Annotated in this window: 15 protein-coding genes; 9 read left to right on the forward strand and 6 right to left on the reverse strand. The window is 66.4% G+C overall.

The features are described from left to right. The first annotated feature begins 283 nt into the window (after window positions 1-283). A complete protein-coding gene (trhO, locus tag Q376_RS0119120) occupies window positions 284-1,234 on the forward strand; it encodes an oxygen-dependent tRNA uridine(34) hydroxylase TrhO (protein ID WP_027351655.1) in 951 nt (316 codons plus the stop codon). A 15-nt stretch (window positions 1,235-1,249) separates the two neighbouring features. Here the strand turns inward: trhO and Q376_RS0119125 are convergent, their stop codons facing one another. Then, window positions 1,250-1,630, reverse strand: coding sequence for a hypothetical protein (locus Q376_RS0119125; protein WP_027351656.1), 381 nt, complete (start codon window positions 1,628-1,630; stop codon window positions 1,250-1,252). 33 nt (window positions 1,631-1,663) lie between these two features. Continuing rightward, window positions 1,664-2,674: a 1-aminocyclopropane-1-carboxylate deaminase gene (locus Q376_RS0119130; RefSeq protein ID WP_027351657.1), complete on the reverse strand. Its 1,011-nt coding sequence runs from the start codon at window positions 2,672-2,674 to the stop codon at window positions 1,664-1,666. Window positions 2,675-2,841: 167 nt separating this feature from the next. Between Q376_RS0119130 and Q376_RS0119135 the strand changes: the two genes are divergently transcribed. The 3 genes from Q376_RS0119135 (at window position 2,842) to Q376_RS0119145 (ending at window position 4,944) form a co-directional block, all read left to right on the forward strand. Continuing rightward, window positions 2,842-3,321 (forward strand): Lrp/AsnC family transcriptional regulator, encoded by a 480-nt coding sequence (locus Q376_RS0119135; RefSeq protein WP_027351658.1) that lies wholly within the window; start codon window positions 2,842-2,844, stop codon window positions 3,319-3,321. A gap of 109 nt (window positions 3,322-3,430) precedes the next feature. Next, the gene (locus Q376_RS0119140) at window positions 3,431-3,904 is read left to right on the forward strand and encodes a YbaK/EbsC family protein (RefSeq protein WP_027351659.1); all 474 of its coding nucleotides are present in this window, start codon (window positions 3,431-3,433) and stop codon (window positions 3,902-3,904) included. Between the two features lie 122 nt (window positions 3,905-4,026). Then, the gene (locus Q376_RS0119145; RefSeq protein WP_027351660.1) at window positions 4,027-4,944 is read left to right on the forward strand and encodes an aldo/keto reductase; all 918 of its coding nucleotides are present in this window, start codon (window positions 4,027-4,029) and stop codon (window positions 4,942-4,944) included. Between the two features lie 30 nt (window positions 4,945-4,974). Here the strand turns inward: Q376_RS0119145 and Q376_RS0119150 are convergent, their stop codons facing one another. Then, window positions 4,975-5,871, reverse strand: coding sequence for a LysR family transcriptional regulator (locus Q376_RS0119150; RefSeq protein ID WP_027351661.1), 897 nt, complete (start codon window positions 5,869-5,871; stop codon window positions 4,975-4,977). 116 nt (window positions 5,872-5,987) lie between these two features. Between Q376_RS0119150 and Q376_RS0119155 the strand changes: the two genes are divergently transcribed. The 3 genes from Q376_RS0119155 (at window position 5,988) to cls (ending at window position 9,852) form a co-directional block, all read left to right on the forward strand. Further along, on the forward strand, window positions 5,988-7,169 hold the full coding sequence (locus Q376_RS0119155; RefSeq protein WP_043448846.1) for an MFS transporter: 1,182 nt from the start codon (window positions 5,988-5,990) through the stop codon (window positions 7,167-7,169). A 47-nt stretch (window positions 7,170-7,216) separates the two neighbouring features. Further along, window positions 7,217-8,251, forward strand: coding sequence for an aldo/keto reductase (locus Q376_RS0119160; RefSeq protein WP_027351663.1), 1,035 nt, complete (start codon window positions 7,217-7,219; stop codon window positions 8,249-8,251). Window positions 8,252-8,436: 185 nt separating this feature from the next. After that, entirely contained in the window at window positions 8,437-9,852 is a 1,416-nt protein-coding gene (gene cls / locus Q376_RS0119165) for a cardiolipin synthase (RefSeq protein ID WP_027351664.1), read from the forward strand. A gap of 72 nt (window positions 9,853-9,924) precedes the next feature. Here cls and mqo read toward each other — a convergent pair whose 3' ends face one another. Beyond that, complete coding sequence (gene mqo, locus Q376_RS0119170; protein ID WP_425402444.1) at window positions 9,925-11,460, reverse strand: malate dehydrogenase (quinone); 1,536 nt, start codon at window positions 11,458-11,460, stop codon at window positions 9,925-9,927. Window positions 11,461-11,810: 350 nt separating this feature from the next. Between mqo and nadE the strand changes: the two genes are divergently transcribed. After that, window positions 11,811-12,650 carry an ammonia-dependent NAD(+) synthetase gene (gene nadE, locus Q376_RS0119175; RefSeq protein ID WP_027351666.1) on the forward strand — a complete coding sequence of 280 codons (840 nt, stop codon included), beginning with the start codon at window positions 11,811-11,813 and terminating at the stop codon, window positions 12,648-12,650. Between the two features lie 69 nt (window positions 12,651-12,719). Here nadE and Q376_RS23580 read toward each other — a convergent pair whose 3' ends face one another. Continuing rightward, window positions 12,720-13,871 (reverse strand): EAL domain-containing protein, encoded by a 1,152-nt coding sequence (locus Q376_RS23580; protein ID WP_052365544.1) that lies wholly within the window; start codon window positions 13,869-13,871, stop codon window positions 12,720-12,722. Window positions 13,872-14,139: 268 nt separating this feature from the next. Between Q376_RS23580 and tadA the strand changes: the two genes are divergently transcribed. Next, on the forward strand, window positions 14,140-14,628 hold the full coding sequence (tadA, locus tag Q376_RS23585; protein WP_081803658.1) for a tRNA adenosine(34) deaminase TadA: 489 nt from the start codon (window positions 14,140-14,142) through the stop codon (window positions 14,626-14,628). Here the strand turns inward: tadA and Q376_RS23590 are convergent. Beyond that, window positions 14,570-15,211 carry a chorismate--pyruvate lyase family protein gene (locus tag Q376_RS23590; protein ID WP_052365545.1) on the reverse strand — a complete coding sequence of 214 codons (642 nt, stop codon included), beginning with the start codon at window positions 15,209-15,211 and terminating at the stop codon, window positions 14,570-14,572. The two genes, tadA and Q376_RS23590, sit on opposite strands and share 59 nt — an antisense overlap. Between the last annotated feature and the right edge of the window lie 19 nt (window positions 15,212-15,230).

Raw genomic sequence — 15,230 nt, forward strand, 5'->3', positions numbered from 1 at the left:
CTCGCTATCGGATTCGAGAGGGTCATGCGGTCGAATCGCATCGCTCCGATTTGGAGCGCTGTGCGCGCATAGGGTACACGAACGAGAGGCACCGCCGCATCTTCCGTCGCTCTGCATACATCCCGGATCATCACACCCCGGACGCCGATGGACGTTCTGCCTCGGACGCTGCGCGGGGCGTTCACGCTCTGCTAGAATCCGCACCGTCCTGGCCATCACGGTGGCTCGATTCGTTTGATTCGCGGTCCGCCCTTTACGCGGGCGACCACTGTGGAGAATACCGATGTCTCAAGCTTCAAGCGGTGCGGTCGACAGCATCGTCGTCGCCGCGCTGTATCAGTTCGTTACCCTCGAAGACTACGTCGCACTGCGTGAGCCGCTGCGTGAATTCATGTGCGCCTGCGGCATCAAGGGCACGCTGCTGCTCGCCGAGGAGGGGATCAACGGTACCGTCTCCGGCAGCCGCGAGGCGATCGACGCGCTGCTGGCGTGGCTCAAGCGCGACGCGCGCTTCGAAGGGCTCGAGCACAAGGAGTCGCTGTGCGCCGAGCATCCCTTCTATCGCACCAAGGTGAAGCTCAAGAAGGAGATCGTCACCCTCGGTGTGCCGGGTATCGATCCCAGCAAGCGGGTCGGCACCTACGTCGAGCCGGAGCAGTGGAACGCGCTGCTCGACGACCCCGAAGTGCTGCTGATCGATACCCGCAACGACTACGAGGTCGGCATCGGCACCTTCGAAGGCGCGATCGATCCCAGGACCAAGAGCTTTCGCGAGTTCCCCGAGTTCGTCCGCAGCCATTTCGATCCGAGCCGGCACAAGAAGGTGGCGATGTTCTGCACCGGTGGGATTCGCTGCGAGAAGGCCTCGAGCTTCATGCTCGAGGAGGGCTTCGAGGAGGTCTATCACCTCAAGGGCGGAATCCTCAAGTACCTCGAAGCGGTGCCCGAGGCCGAGAGCAAGTGGCGCGGCGAGTGCTTCGTCTTCGACAACCGGGTGACGGTCAAGCACGACCTCAGCGAAGGCGAGTTCGACCAGTGCCACGCCTGTCGTCGCCCGGTCTCGGTCGCCGACCGGGAATCGCCGCACTACACGCCAGGGGTCAGCTGCCCGCACTGCTGGGACAATCTGCCGGAGAAGACTCGCCAGGGCGCGATCGAGCGGCAAAAGCAGATCGAGCTGGCGCGCCTTCGCCAAGAGCCCCATCCGATCGGTCGCGACCCGCGCCGCGGCTGATCCGCAGGCCGCCTCCTAGCAGGCCGGCGGTGGCGCTTCGCCGTACCATCGCCACCTGGCCTCGATCAGCGCCTCGGCGCGCGCCTCTCCGTCGAGCTCGATCACGCGATGACCGGCCACGCCGCCCAGCCAGAACAGGGCGGCGTGGTCGTCGCATGCCGGCATCAACAGCACCGCTTGTCGGCCGAGCGGCTCCAGTGCCTGCGCCAGCGCCGCGCTTGCGCGCAGCTCGTACAGCCGTACGGGATCGTCGACCACCATTAGCGCGGTGCAGGGATCATCGACCAGGGCGTCGACGAGGGCTGCCAGCAGCCGGGCGGGTGGCGTTGCCACTACGATCGCCGCATCGCTGTGGCCGGACGGCGGCACTACCCAGCGTAAGGGGAGCGAGTCCATGGGCTGGCCCTCGTTGCTCGGCGGCACCGATGATCATTCGAATGCTTTGCTGTAGGCATCCAGGGCCGGTGCGCCGCCGAGGTGGACGTAGAGCACGCGGCTGCCGGGGGCGATTTCGCCGCTGCGGGCCATGGCTATCAGTCCGGCGAGGGATTTTCCCTCATAGACCGGGTCGGTGAGCATGGCTTCGCTCTGCGCCGCGAGCCTGATCGCCGCTATCGTCGCTTCGTCCGGCAGGCCGTAGTCGGGTCCGGCGAAGCGGGGGTCGATCACTACGTCCTCGTCGAGGATCGGCTTCGCAAGCTCGATCATCTCCGCGGTGGCGCGGGCGATCTTGGTCACTGCCGCACGGGTCATCTCGGCGTTCGCCGCGGTATCGATACCGATCAGCCGGCGCGGGCGATCCTGGGCCTTGAAGCCGACCACCATGCCGCCCTGGGTGGAACCGGTACAGGTCGCGGTGACCACGGTGTCGAAGAACAGGTCGCGTTCGCGCTCCTGCTGCGCGAGCTCGTCGGCGAAGTTGGCGTAGCCGAGCCCGCCGAGCGGATGGTCCGAGGCACCGGCCGGAATCGCGTAAGGCTTGCCGCCTTCGCTGCGCACCTGCTCCAGCGCCCTTTCCCAGGTCTCCTTGACCGCGGTCGAGTAGCCTTCGCCCTCGAGCAGCGTCTGCGCGCCCATCAGGCGAGAGAGCAGGATGTTGCCGACCCGCTGGTAGTTCGGGTCGTCCCAGTGGGTCCACTCCTCCTGGACCAGCCGGCACTTGAGTCCGAGCACCGCGGCCACCGCGGCGACCTGGCGGGTGTGGTTGGACTGTACGTTACCGATCGACACCAGGGTGTCGCATCCCTGTGCCAGCGCATCGGCCGCCAGCCACTCGAGCTTGCGCACCTTGTTGCCGCCGTAGGCGAGACCGGAGGAGACATCGTCGCGCTTGGCCCATAGCTCGATGCCGAGCTCCTTCGACAGCCGCTTCAAAGGCTGCAGAGGGGAGGGGAAGTAGCCAAGGGTGACACGGGGGAAGCGTTTTTCCAGCTCGAGCATGGCGGATTCTCCTAGGTTGGAATTGTTGTCGCCGACCGTTCCATGTTAGAGCCGAGGAGTGGGGAAAGTGCTTTCTTTTTACTGCTGGTTAAAGCCATTATCTGGATGGTTTTTGCGGATGTGGTGAAGATGGTTCTCTGGAATCCGAGTAAAGGGAAATATTCATTATGGACGACGAGCAGCGATTCGCGCCTCTTACCGCCCTCGACCGCCGGATTCTCCAGGCGCTGCAACAGGATGGCCGACTGAGCAACCGTGCGCTGGCGGAGCGTGTCGGGCTGAGCGCCTCGGCATGCTGGAAGCACACCCAGCGGCTGTTCGAGGACAAAGTGATCACCTCGGTCCAGGCGCGGATCGATCCGCGAGCGGTGGATCGCCAGACCATGGTGATGGTCGGCGTGGTACTCGATCGCTCGAGCCAGCAGAGTTTCGAGCAGTTCGCCTCCGCCGCCAGGGCGCTGCCGCAGGTGCTCGAGTGCTATCTGGTCGCAGGCGACATGGACTACTTCCTCAAGGTGCGGGTGCGCGATCTGCCCGCATTCAACCGCTTCCACAGCGAGCGCATCCTGGCATTGCCCCATGTGCTCCAGGTTCGCACCTTCTTCGTCCTCGACGAGATCAAGGCGGATGGAACGCTGAGCTTCTAGGGCGTGGCGATGCGCCCTGGCCGCTCTCGACCACGTGGCACCGGCGGCGCGGCCGGAGGTATGCTCTATCGGCCCCAGTTCTTCCCACCCAGCGGCAAAGGAGCCCAGCATGAGCCTCGAGTCGGTTCGCGCCTTCTTCACCACCCACGCGCCCGAGATCGAAGTGATCGAACTCGATGAGAGCACCGCCACCGTCGAACTCGCCGCCCGCGCCCATGGCGTGGCACCGGCGAAGATCGCCAAGACCCTGTCGATGCGCGTCGATGGCCAGCCGCTTTTGGTGGTGGCCCGTGGCGATGCTCGGCTCGACAACCGCAAGATCAAGGCCACCTTCGGTGGCAAGGCGAAGCTGCTCGGTTTCGAAGAAGTCCTCGCCTTGACCGGCCATCCGGTGGGCGGCGTTTGTCCTTTCGGGCTCGCCACGCCAGTGCCGGTCTACTGCGACGAGTCGCTGCGCGCCTTCGACGAGGTGCTGCCGGCGGCAGGCGCCCCCCACAGCGCGGTGCGCATCTCTCCCGAGCGCCTGGCGATGCTGACCGAGGCACGATGGGTCGATGTCTGCAAGCTGCCCGAGGTGGAGTGAGCCGGGCGATCTCGCGGGCGCGGCCACTGAGCTGGGCCTGATGATCGATGAGCCCTCGGCGGCGCTTTGTCTAGACTGGAAATTCCTCGATGTTCGGTCAACGCATAGACGGAGCCGTGGTGATGACTCTCTCCCGACGTGATTTGCTCCTCACCGGCAGCGCCCTGATGCTTGCCGGCACTCTTCCCTGGCGCTCGGCTCTGGCCGCCGAAGGTGCGCCGCTGGCCAAGCCAATTCCCGCAGGAGACGAAACGCTGCCGGTGATCGGTATCGGCACCGCGCGGCGTTACCAGGGGGCGAGCGGGGAGGCGCTAGTGCCGCTACGCGAGGCCTTCCAGCGTTTCGTCGCACTCGGCGGCAGAGTGATCGACACCGCACCCTCCTATGGCGATGCCGAGCGCGTGATCGGTGAACTGATCGCCTCGCTCGGCATCCGCGACCAGCTGTTTCTCGCCACCAAGGTCAGCAGCAGCGGACGCGAGGCGGGCGTGGCGCAGATCGAGCGGTCGTTCGAGCTTTTGGGCACCGGGATGATCGACCTGATCGCGGTGCACAATTTCCAGGACACCGAAACCCAGCTGGAGACCCTGAGGGGCTATCGCGACCAGGGGCGGGTGCGCTACGTCGGCGCGACCACCTGGGTCGAGCGGCAGCACGACGAGATGGTGGAGTGGATCGAGCGCGGCGGGCTGGACTTCGTCCAGGTCGACTATGCGATCGACAATCGCGCCGCGGCGGAGACCGTGCTGCCCGCCGCCGAGGCCAACGGCGTGGCGGTGATGGTCAACCTGCCATTCGGTCGTGATCGCCTGTTCGACAAGGTGCGCGGCCAGGCGCTGCCCGATTGGGCGGCGGAAATCGACTGCCGGAGCTGGGCGCAGTTCTTCCTCAAGTACGTGGTCTCGCATCCGGCGGTGACCTGCGCGATCCCGGGCATGGCCAACCCGCGCTACGTCGAAGACAACCTCGGCGCCGCCGTCGGGCGGATGCCCGATGCTGGAATGCGCCGCAGGATGGAGGCGTTGGTCGACAGCCTCTGAGTCGACGCCTGGTGAACCAGTTGCCCTGGCTCAGTCGAGATGAAGCCGCGCGGTGAGAAAGTCGAGCATCGCGCGGGTTCTCGAGGCGAGGTGGCGGCGGTCGTGATAGAGCGCGTGGATCGCATCGGAGTCCTCGCTGGCGAAGGGTTCGAGCAGCGACACCAGCGCGCCGCGCCGGATATCGTCGAGAACGTGGAAGCGGGTCAGCCGGCTGATGCCTACGCCGGCGAGCGTCAGTTCGCGCAGGGTTTCTCCATCGCCTGCGCTGAGGCTGCCGCTGACCGGCACGGCGCGCTGTTCGCCGTCGATGGTGAAGCGCCATTCGCTCAGCTGGCGGCGAAAGTTGAAGTCGATGCAGTCGTGGTCGATGAGCTCGGCAGGCGTGCGCGGCTCGCCGCGCCGGGCGAGATAGTCGGGAGAGGCGACGATCAGCTGCGGGCTGCGGCCGAGATAGCGCGCGATCAGCCGTGAGTCCGCCAGCGCGCCGTGGCGGATCACCAGGTCGGTGTGCTGTTCGAACGGGTCGATCAGCTCGTCGGTGAGGGTGAGATCGACCCGCATCCGCGGGTGGAGGGCGAGGAACTCGGGCAGCAGCGGCAGCAAGAGCCTGCGGCCGAAGGGCACCGAGACGTTGAGCCTCAATACCCCCTGGGGTTCGCTCGCCTCGAGCCCGACCGCGCTTTCGGCATCCTCCAGGTCGGCGAGGATCACCTGGGCACGGTCGAAGAACAGCCTCCCCTCGGCGGTCGGCTGGAAGCTGCGGGTGGTGCGGTTGATCAGCCTGGCGCCGAGCCGCGACTCGAGGCGCTGGATCAGCTTCGCCACCGCCGAGGGCGTCATCTCCAGGCGCCGCGCAGCGGCGGCGAAGCTGCCCGACTGCACCACCTGGACGAACACTTCCATCTCTCCGGAACGATTGGTGTCCATTCGCTGTTCCTAAATTAGTGAATCCAATTCACTTCTAAAAGGCGGATGGGAACTCTACTCGCTTAATCCTGGTGTCGACATCATGACGGTTCCTTTCCATGCCTGGAGAAGCCGCAATGCCGCTCGCCCTCTACGCGCTCACCGCCGGTGCATTCGGCATCGGCATCACTGAATTCGTGATCATGGGGCTTTTGCTCGATATCGGCCGTGATCTCGGCGTTTCGACCTCGGTCGCTGGGTTTCTTGTCTCCGGCTATGCGCTCGGTGTCGTGGTCGGCGCTCCGTTGCTGACCCTGGCCACCGCCCGTCAGGCGCGCAAACGCACGCTGCTCGGTCTGATGGTGATCTTCGTCGTCGGCAACCTGGCCTACGCACTGGCGCCGGGTATGCTCTCCCTGCTCGCCGCGCGGGTGTTCACCGCGCTGACCCACGGCACCTTCTTCGGCGTCGGCGCGGTGGTCGCCGCCGAGCTGGTGGCGCCGAATCGTCGTGCTTCCGCGATCGCGCTGATGTTCACCGGGCTGACCCTGGCCAACGTGCTCGGCGTGCCGTTCGGCAGCTGGCTGGGTCATGTGGTCGGCTGGCGCGGTACGTTCATCGCGGTGGCCCTGGTCGGGCTGTGCGCATTCGTCGCGCTGGCCCGCTGGCTGCCCTCGACGCCGGCGCCGAATGATGCCGGCGGTCATTGGGCCGCCTTCGATGTGCTGCGACGAGCGCCGGTGCTGTTCGGGCTAGGTACCACGGTGCTTGCCTATACCGGGGTGTTCACCGTCTTCACCTACATCGCTGCGCTGCTCACCCTGCGGGCGGGATTCGGCGAGACCCAGATAGCTCCCATCCTGCTGGTGTTCGGGGTCGGTCTGGTGATCGGCAATCTGCTCGGAGGACGCTTCGCCGATCATGCCCCGCTCGCGGCGATATTCGTCTCGCTGGCCGCGCTGGTGCTGGTGCTGGCGGGCTTCCACCTCATGCTCGCGGCGCCGCTCTCCAGCGTGCTTGCGGTCGGCCTGCTCGGTGCCGCCGCTTTCTCCACCGTCGCGCCGCTGCAGGCCTGGGTGATGGCGCGCAGCGCCGGTGCCAGTGAGAGCCTGGCCTCGAGCTTCAATATCGCGGCCTTCAACCTTGGCGCCGCGCTGGGTGCACTGCTCGGCGGCGCGGTGATCCGTTCGCCCGGCGGGCTCGACCTGCTTCCCTGGTGCGCCGCCGCAGTGTCGGCCCTGTCGCTGCCGAGCATGCTGCTAGCGCATCGCGGCGACCGCCGCCGGCTCGAAGTGGTCAGCGCCTCGCCGAGTTGCTGAGTGAAGCCGTGAGCGTATCAATCGAACCAATGAAGGAGACCCGACCCATGGAGTATCGAACACTTGGTGCCTCTGCGCTGGAAGTGCCGGCGTTGAGCTTCGGTACCGGCACCTTCGGCGGCGCTGGGCCGCTGTTCGGTGCCTGGGGCAATACCGACGCAAAGGCCGCTCGACGGTTGATCGACATCTGTCTCGAGGCCGGGGTGAATCTCTTCGACACCGCCGACGTCTACTCCCTCGGCGCCTCGGAGCGGGTGCTGGGCCAGGCATTGGCGGGGCGCAGGGCGCGGGCGTTGATCTCGACCAAGATCGGGCTGCCGATGGGTGATGGAGCTGAGGATGCAGGCACCTCGCGCCGTCGACTGATGAATTCGGTCGAGGCGGCGCTGAAGCGGCTGGCGACCGATGCGATCGACTTGCTCCAGCTCCATGCCTTCGATGCGGCAACGCCGATGGAGGAGGTGCTCGCGGCCCTCGACGAGCTGGTCCGCTCGGGCAAGGTACGCTATGTCGGGGTGTCCAACTTCGCGGGCTGGCAGCTGATGAAGGCGCTGTCGATCGCGCAGCGCAACGGTTACCCGCGCTACGTGGCGCACCAGGTCTACTACTCGTTGATTGGACGCGACTACGAGTGGGAACTGATGCCGCTCGGGCTGGACCAAGGCGTAGGCGCCCTGGTCTGGAGTCCGCTCGGCTGGGGCCGGCTCACCGGCAAGCTGCGTCGCGGCGCGCCGCTGCCCGAGCTCAGCCGACTGCACGATACCGCAAGCTTTGGCCCGCCGGTCGACGAGGAGCGCTTGTTCGACGTCGTCGATGTGTTGGCCGAGCTCGCCGAGGAGAGCGGCAGGAGCGTCGCCCAGGTGGCGCTCAGATGGCTGTTGCAGCGCCCGAGCGTCTCTTCGGTGATCATCGGCGCGCGCAACGAAGCGCAGCTGCGTGAAAATCTCGGTGCGCTCGGCTGGTGCCTGAGCGCCGAGCAGATGAAGCGCCTGGACACCGTCAGCGCGGTCGAGGCGCCTTACCCTTACTTTCCCTACCATCGACAGGAGGGCTTTGCCCGGCTCAATCCGCCGCCGGTATGACCGTTGCTCGAGTTAGCGCCGTGGCGCGAGCACCGCGCTGGATGCGGTCGAACATGGGAACCTCCTTGCGGGTAAGAGAATCGACTAGTCTGTGAGACGATTTCCGTTCCCTGGAGCCAGTCGATGTCCTTTGATCCCGTAACGCTTGTCTCCCCCGCGCGGCTGCTCGAGCGGGGGCCCGCCGCGTGAGCACTACCTCACTGTTCGGTCTGTTGCTGATCCTGGTCCATATCGCTGGCATCGTTGCGGCGCTCGACGCGGTGCGTCGAGCGCGCACCACGCAGGGCGCGATCGCTTGGGCGGTGCTGCTGCTGTCGTTTCCCTATTTCGCGCTGCTGCCTTACCTGGTCCTCGGCAGCGCGCGTTTCGAGCGCTACGTCGGGGCGCGGCGCCAGGAAAACCGTCGCATGCGCGAGCTGATGCCGCAGCTGCCGTGGGATCTCGACGCCGAGCATGATGCGGTCGACGGGCTTCCGGCCTCCGCGCGGCTGACCCGGATGCCACTGCTGCACGGCAACCAAGTGCGCCTGCTGGTCGACGGGGAGGCGACCTTCGCTGCGATCTTCGCTGCGATCGAGCGCGCCGAACGCCAGGTGCTGGTGCAGTTCTTCACCATCGCCGACGATGCGCTGGGCCGTCGGCTGTTCGATGCGCTGCTCGCGCGGGCGGCCAACGGCGTCGAGGTCTATCTGCTGTGCGACGAGATCGGCAGCCACGGGCTGCCGTCCGCCCATCTCGAGCGGCTGCGCGCCGGCGGCGTCAAGGCCTACAAATTCGTCACCCAGAGCGGCTTCGGTTTCAATCGCTTCCAGATCAATTTCCGCAATCATCGCAAGCTGGTGGTGGTCGACGGCGAGCAGGCGTTCATTGGCGGCCACAACGTAAGCCAGCTCTATCTCGGCGCCAAGCCGCCGCTCGCGCCTTGGCGCGATACCCATATCGCGCTGGAGGGGCCGGTGGTCGGCTGCCTGCAGTACACCTTCGCCGAGGACTGGTACTGGAGCGCGGGCGAGCTGCCCACCCTCTGCGTGCCGCCGCGCAGGGACGCGGGCCAGATGCGCTGCCAGGCGCTGCCCTTCGGTCCAGCCGATATCTACGAGACTTGCATGCTGTCGCTGGTCGAGGCGATCAACCGGGCGCGTCGACGGCTATGGCTGACCACGCCCTATCTGGTGCCCGACGAGGCGGTGAGCGCGGCGCTGACGCTTGCGGTGCAGCGCGGCGTGGAGGTGCGCATCCTGGTGCCGTCGCGGCCCGATCATCTTATCGTCTATCTCGCCAGCCAGTTCTGCGCTCGCCAAGCGGTGCACGATGGTATCGAGATATACCGTTACCAGCCGGGGTTCATCCACCAGAAGGTATGGCTGGTCGATGACGACTTCGCAGTGATCGGTAGTGCCAATCTCGACAATCGCTCGCTGCGGCTCAATTTCGAGCAGATGGTGGCGGTGTTCGACCAGGGATTCGCCGCGCAGGTGGCTGGGATGCTCGAGCGCGATTTCGAGCACGCCCGACGGCTCGATCGCGCCCAGCTCGACGCCGTGCCGCGCTGGCGCCAGGCCGTCGAGCGGGTCGCCCACCTGTTCTCGCCGGTGCTGTGAGCTGCGAGGGAGAGGGGAGGAGTGGAAGAGCCTCGCGCGAAGCGAGGCTCTCGGGTCGGGTACTCTCGGGTATCAGACCTGCGCCGGCTGCGGGGCGAGCTCGAGTACCCGATGGGTACGTTCACGGACTTCGGCCAGCCGTTTACCGTCCTGGGCCAGCTGTCCGGCGCGGGCGGTGAAGATCGCGCCAAGGCGGGCCTGCCAGGCTTCGCTCTGGTAGCGCTCGGGGAAGCAGCGCTCGATCAGCTGCAGCATCGTCGATACCGCGGTGGACGCACCGGGTGAGGCGCCGAGAAGCGCGGCGAGCGAGCCGTCGGCCGCGGTGACCAGCTCGGTGCCGAACTCGAGCTTGCCGCCGCGCTTGGCGTCGCGCTTGATGATCTGCACCCGTTGACCGGCGATCTCGAGACGCCAGTCTTCTTCCCTTGCCTCGGGGAAGAAATCCCGCAGTGCCTCGATGCGCTGCTTCGGCGTCTGCAGCACCTGCCCGACCAGGTACTTGACCAGCGAGAAGTTGTCGCGCGCCACCGAGAGCATCGGGCGCAGGTTGTCGGGGCGAACGCTGAGCGGCAGGTCGAGCGGAGAACCGGTCTTGAGGAACTTGGTGGTGAAGCCCGCGAACGGACCGAACAGCAGCGAAGAGCGGCCGTCCACTACCCGGGTGTCGAGGTGCGGTACCGACATCGGCGGTGCGCCGACCGATGCCTGGCTGTAGACCTTGGCCTTGTGCTGGGCCACCAGCTGCGGGTCGTCGCAGCGTAGCCACTGGCCGCTGACCGGGAAGCCCGCATAGCCCTGGGCTTCGGGGATGCCGCTTTTCTGCAGCAGCGGCAGCGCGCCGCCGCCGGCACCGACGAAGACGAAGCGCGCGCGTAGCTGGCGGCTGCGCTTGCCGTGGTCGACGTCGAGCTCGATCAGCCAGTCACCGCTCGCCTCGCGCTCGAGGCTCACGACTCTTTGCTTGTAGCTGACCCGTGCACCGCCGAGGCTTCCGAGATGGCGCAGGAGCTGGCGGGTGAGCGCACCGAAGTCGACGTCTGTGCCCTGGTCGACGCGGGTCGCGGCGATCGGCTCACCGTCCTTGCGCCCGCGCATCAGCAGCGGCGCCCACTCACCGATCTGTTCGGGGCTTTCGCTGTAGCGCATGTCGGCGAAGCAGGGATGGGCGCTCATCGTCTCGAAGCGCTTGCGCAGGAACTCGACGTCCTTGGCGCCGCGCACGAAGCTCATGTGCGGCACCGGGTTGAGGAAGCGACGGGCCGATTCGATCGCACCCTGCTCGATCAGATAGCTCCAGAACTGCTTCGATTCCTCGAACGAGGTGTTGATCCGCACCGCTTTCTCGATGCTGATCGAGCCATCCTTGTTGCGTGGTGTGTAGTTGAGTTCGCACAGCGCGGCGTGGCCGGTGCCTGCGTTGTTCCAGGCGAAGGAACTCTCGGAGGCGGCGCCGTCGAGCTGCTCGACGATTTCCACCTTGGCCTCTGGATCGAGCTCCTTGAGAAGTACCGCCAGCGTGGCGCTCATCACGCCAGCGCCGATCAAGACTACATCTGCCGTTTCTGTCGCAGGTTGGTTCATCCGCTCAATGTCCCCGGAAACGCTCATGCTGTGAGATGAAGATCGTACGCTCCGGCTGCGAGGACGCGTACGAAAGCCGCCATGACGCGACGGATTGGGACCGCCTTCGGTGTTCGGCGCGGCGGTCATTTTTGCATATCGAGCGGCTCAGGCCGAATAGGTCGCGTCCGACCAAAGTCTAGTCTCGTCGATGTCGGACCAGCCCGTGGGCTCGTTCTTCTAAGTATGAGCCAGTCTCTGGCGCTATGCTCGCGATTGTCTCTCCAGCGGCCCCGCGGTAGGCAGTGGCGAGGACAGCGGCTAATCTAGGCGCTCCTCGCGTCGAGCCGTCTTGCTCGCACGCGCACCCCTCCATCGTTGCCGGGCCCGATACGACCATGAGTACACTGCGCCAGACCATCATCGCCGAACTCGCCGTCAAGCCGGAAATCGATCCCGTCGCCGAGATCGCGGCGCGGGTCGAGTTCATCCAGCGCTACCTGCGCGCCACGCGCACCAAGGGGCTGGTGCTGGGGATCAGCGGCGGCCAGGACTCGACCCTCACCGGACGGCTTTGCCAGCTCGCCGTCGAGGGCCTGCGCGAGGCCGGCGAGGCGGTGACGTTCTATGCCGTGCGGCTGCCCTATGGCGTGCAGGCGGATGAAGCCGATGCCCAGGTGTCGCTCGGATTCATCCGCCCCGACGAGGTGGTGACGATCAACGTGAAGCCGGCGGCCGACGCCCAGTCGGCGAGCGTCGCAGAGGCGATGGCGGCAGCGCTCGGCGGTGAGACCCGGCTGCGGGACTTCGTCCGCGGCAACGTCAAGGCGCGCGAGCGGATGGTCGCGCAGTATGCGCTGGCGGGCCAGCTCGGCTGTCTGGTGGTCGGCACCGACCATGCCGCCGAGGCGGTCACCGGCTTCTTTACCAAGTACGGCGACGGTGGCGTCGACCTTACCCCGCTCACCGGCCTGACCAAGCGCCAGGGCGCGGCGCTCCTGCGCGAACTCGGCGCGCCCGAGAGTACCTGGGCCAAGGTGCCGACCGCCGATCTCGAGGACGATCGTCCTGCGCTGCCCGATGAGGAGGCGCTGGGGCTGCGCTACGCTGAGATCGACGACTATCTGGAGGGGCGCGAAGTGAGCACCGCCTGTGCCGAGCGGGTCGAAGCGATGTTCCTCGCCAGCCGTCACAAACGTGCGGTGCCGGTCACCCCGTTCGACGATTGGTGGTGCTAGGAGCCTTCTTCGCCGCGGCACGGGCCTCGACGATGCGCTGAGGTCCGACCGCGACCTGGCGGTGTGTGATCAGTGCCGGGCGATGATCACCGACACCCCGACCAATACGCCGTCCTCGTCGCGGACGGGATGTGCGTCGAGCCGCGAGGTTCCCGAGGCATCGAGCGAGCAGCCGAATGCGGTGTCGTCGCCCTGGCGCAGCCGCTGGTGCCATTGGTGGCAGGCTTGGCTCATTGGCGGAGGCAGCAGTTGGTCGAGCCGACGTTCGTCCAGCCTGTTCGCATGGGGCATCTCCTGCCGGAACAGTGCGTTGGAGTCGACGTGGCCAAGGGTCTCGTCGTAGAAGCCCAAGGCCATCGGTAGTTGGGTATACAGCGTGCGTAGCTCCAGCAGGCGATGATGCTGGCGCGCCGGCTTTTGTGGAACCGGCGAGATGCCCCTTTCTTTAAGCAGGCGCAGGGTCTCCGTCGCCGGCTGCGGACGGCCGAACAGCCAGCCCTGGCCGAGATCGCAGCCGAGCGCGATCAGGCAAGAGGCCTGGGTGTGCTCCTCGATGCCTTCGGCGACGATGCGCATGCCCAGGCTGTGCCCAAGATCGATGATCGCGGCGACGATCTTGCGGCTGGCCTCGCGACTGTCGAGCGAGCGCACGAAGTTCGCGTCGATCTTGAGCGTGTCGAACGGAAAGCTTTGCAGTCGGTGGAGGCCTGCGACGCCTGCGCCGAAATCATCGAGTACCAGGCCGACGCCCAGGCATTTCAGCCGCTCGATCTCTTCGAGCGCAATGGACATGTCGCTGAACAGTGCGGTCTCGGTGATCTCGACCTGCAGCCGCGAGATCGGGAAGCCACTGTCGACGACCCGATCGATCAGCTGCCCGGTCAGCTTGGCGCGTTGCAGTTGGAGCGGCGTGACGTTGACCGAAAGCTTGAAATCCCCCGGCCAGCTCGCTGCCTGCTCGCAGGCACGCGCTACCAGGCCGAGGCAGAGGGGATCGAGCAGGCCTTCGCGTTCGGCGAAGGGAATGAACACTTCCGGAGGGATCGTGCCCAGCCGCTGGTCGTGCCAGCGTGCCAGCACCTCGAAACTCGATATCCGCTCGCTGCGCAGGTCGACCAGCGGCTGGAAGTAGGGAACGATGGTGTCATTATCGATCGCCTTGCTCAGTCGGCGAGACAGCTGCTGCGGTGAGTAGCGGGCAGGCCAGCTGTGATGATGCATGGGCTGCGCGAGGCGTGGTCGGAGTACACCGCTGGCCTTTACTGTTAGGGGCAACATGGCTCCGTTCCTGGCAACGTCCGGGACTGGGATCGTGACACACGAGAGAAGTTGTTCGGAAAACTCGAGCCACTGGTCGACGGCTGAGTCGCAGTACGCTGCGCAATGAGCCGATTCTACCTGAGAATCCGAGCATTCATGTCACGCGTTGGTCGGCTGAAACGAATATCCCGATTCAGTGACGTCAACGCGGTTACGGAAGTACATCGGCATGCAGCCAAGAAGTGATGAGTACTATATGTATCGCGCCCTCGATCAGGCGCATCGAGCGCTCGCCGAGGGCGAGGTGCCGGTGGGCGCGGTGGTGGTCGACGCGCAGGGAGAGATCATCGGCGTTGGGCACAACGCACCGATCTCGCGCTGCGATCCCTGCGCTCATGCAGAGATCGTCGCAATGCGAGCCGCCGCCGAGCGGCTCGGCAATTACCGACTGATCGACTGCACGCTCTACGTCACCCTCGAACCCTGCATGATGTGCCTGGGGGCTTCAGTCAACGCGCGTCTCGCGCGAGTGGTGTACGGCGCCGCCGAACCGAAGACCGGCATGGTCGAATCCCGTGCCAACCTGATCCAGCAGCCGTGGCACGCCCACCAGCCGAGCGTCGAGGCAGGGCTTTTGGCGGCGGCTTCCCGGCGGCTGCTCAAGCGCTTCTTCGCTGCCCGGCGAAGCGCCGCTCGGCCAGCGACCAGCGGGGAGTGAGCCTTGGCACCGCCGCGCCCGCAGCGAAGTTCGACCAGAACCCGCTGAGAAAGCACTCGGCCACCAGCAGCGGCTCGCCCTCGCGGAGAAAGCGCGAACGCCGTGCCAGCGGGACTCGCAGAGGACCGACCGAGCGTTCGCGAGCCGGGTCGTCGCCGTCGCACCTTGCGATCAGAACACCGAGCAAGTCGCTCGGTGTGGGCCGGCACCAGGTGAACGCATCCCGGCGAATCGCAGGGTCGCGATAGAGGCTTTCACCGAGCGGGCGCGATCCACGCCCGCGCAGGCTGCGCCAGACGCCGCGCGAGGCGGGCAGCGGGGTGGCGCTGCGCGCGGCGACGCAGGGTACGCCATCGAGGCGCATCAGCACCTCGCGTATCCATGCCGGGCCGCCTGGACGCACGCCGAGCGCCCGGGCTTCGTCGATTCCCAACGACTCCCGCCGTTCGCTCAGCGGCTCGAGGCTGAACCTGCCGAGCGTGCGCAGGGCTTCGGTCAGCGCCCCGGGGAGGAACAGCCAGGTACGAGAGGTGCGATCGAGGCGGAAGGCGTCGGACCGCCAAGCAGGGGATATGACCGGCATGCGTGGCTCCATGGCATGT

Source organism: Halotalea alkalilenta DSM 17697 (assembly GCF_000621205.1).
Lineage (GTDB): Bacteria > Pseudomonadota > Gammaproteobacteria > Pseudomonadales > Halomonadaceae > Halotalea > Halotalea alkalilenta.

Excerpts from the sequence above, each read along its gene's own strand:
- trhO (WP_027351655.1), top strand. The coding sequence starts at position 284 with ATGTCTCAAGCTTCAAGCGGTGCGGTCGACAGCATCGTCGTCGCCGCG.
- Q376_RS0119125 (WP_027351656.1), bottom strand. The coding sequence starts at position 1,630 with ATGGACTCGCTCCCCTTACGCTGGGTAGTGCCGCCGTCCGGCCACAGC.
- Q376_RS0119130 (WP_027351657.1), bottom strand. The coding sequence starts at position 2,674 with ATGCTCGAGCTGGAAAAACGCTTCCCCCGTGTCACCCTTGGCTACTTC.
- Q376_RS0119135 (WP_027351658.1), top strand. The coding sequence starts at position 2,842 with ATGGACGACGAGCAGCGATTCGCGCCTCTTACCGCCCTCGACCGCCGG.
- Q376_RS0119140 (WP_027351659.1), top strand. The coding sequence starts at position 3,431 with ATGAGCCTCGAGTCGGTTCGCGCCTTCTTCACCACCCACGCGCCCGAG.
- Q376_RS0119145 (WP_027351660.1), top strand. The coding sequence starts at position 4,027 with ATGACTCTCTCCCGACGTGATTTGCTCCTCACCGGCAGCGCCCTGATG.
- Q376_RS0119150 (WP_027351661.1), bottom strand. The coding sequence starts at position 5,871 with ATGGACACCAATCGTTCCGGAGAGATGGAAGTGTTCGTCCAGGTGGTG.
- Q376_RS0119155 (WP_043448846.1), top strand. The coding sequence starts at position 5,988 with ATGCCGCTCGCCCTCTACGCGCTCACCGCCGGTGCATTCGGCATCGGC.
- Q376_RS0119160 (WP_027351663.1), top strand. The coding sequence starts at position 7,217 with ATGGAGTATCGAACACTTGGTGCCTCTGCGCTGGAAGTGCCGGCGTTG.
- mqo (WP_425402444.1), bottom strand. The coding sequence starts at position 11,460 with ATGAGCGTTTCCGGGGACATTGAGCGGATGAACCAACCTGCGACAGAA.
- nadE (WP_027351666.1), top strand. The coding sequence starts at position 11,811 with ATGAGTACACTGCGCCAGACCATCATCGCCGAACTCGCCGTCAAGCCG.
- Q376_RS23580 (WP_052365544.1), bottom strand. The coding sequence starts at position 13,871 with ATGCATCATCACAGCTGGCCTGCCCGCTACTCACCGCAGCAGCTGTCT.
- tadA (WP_081803658.1), top strand. The coding sequence starts at position 14,140 with ATGCAGCCAAGAAGTGATGAGTACTATATGTATCGCGCCCTCGATCAG.
- Q376_RS23590 (WP_052365545.1), bottom strand. The coding sequence starts at position 15,211 with ATGCCGGTCATATCCCCTGCTTGGCGGTCCGACGCCTTCCGCCTCGAT.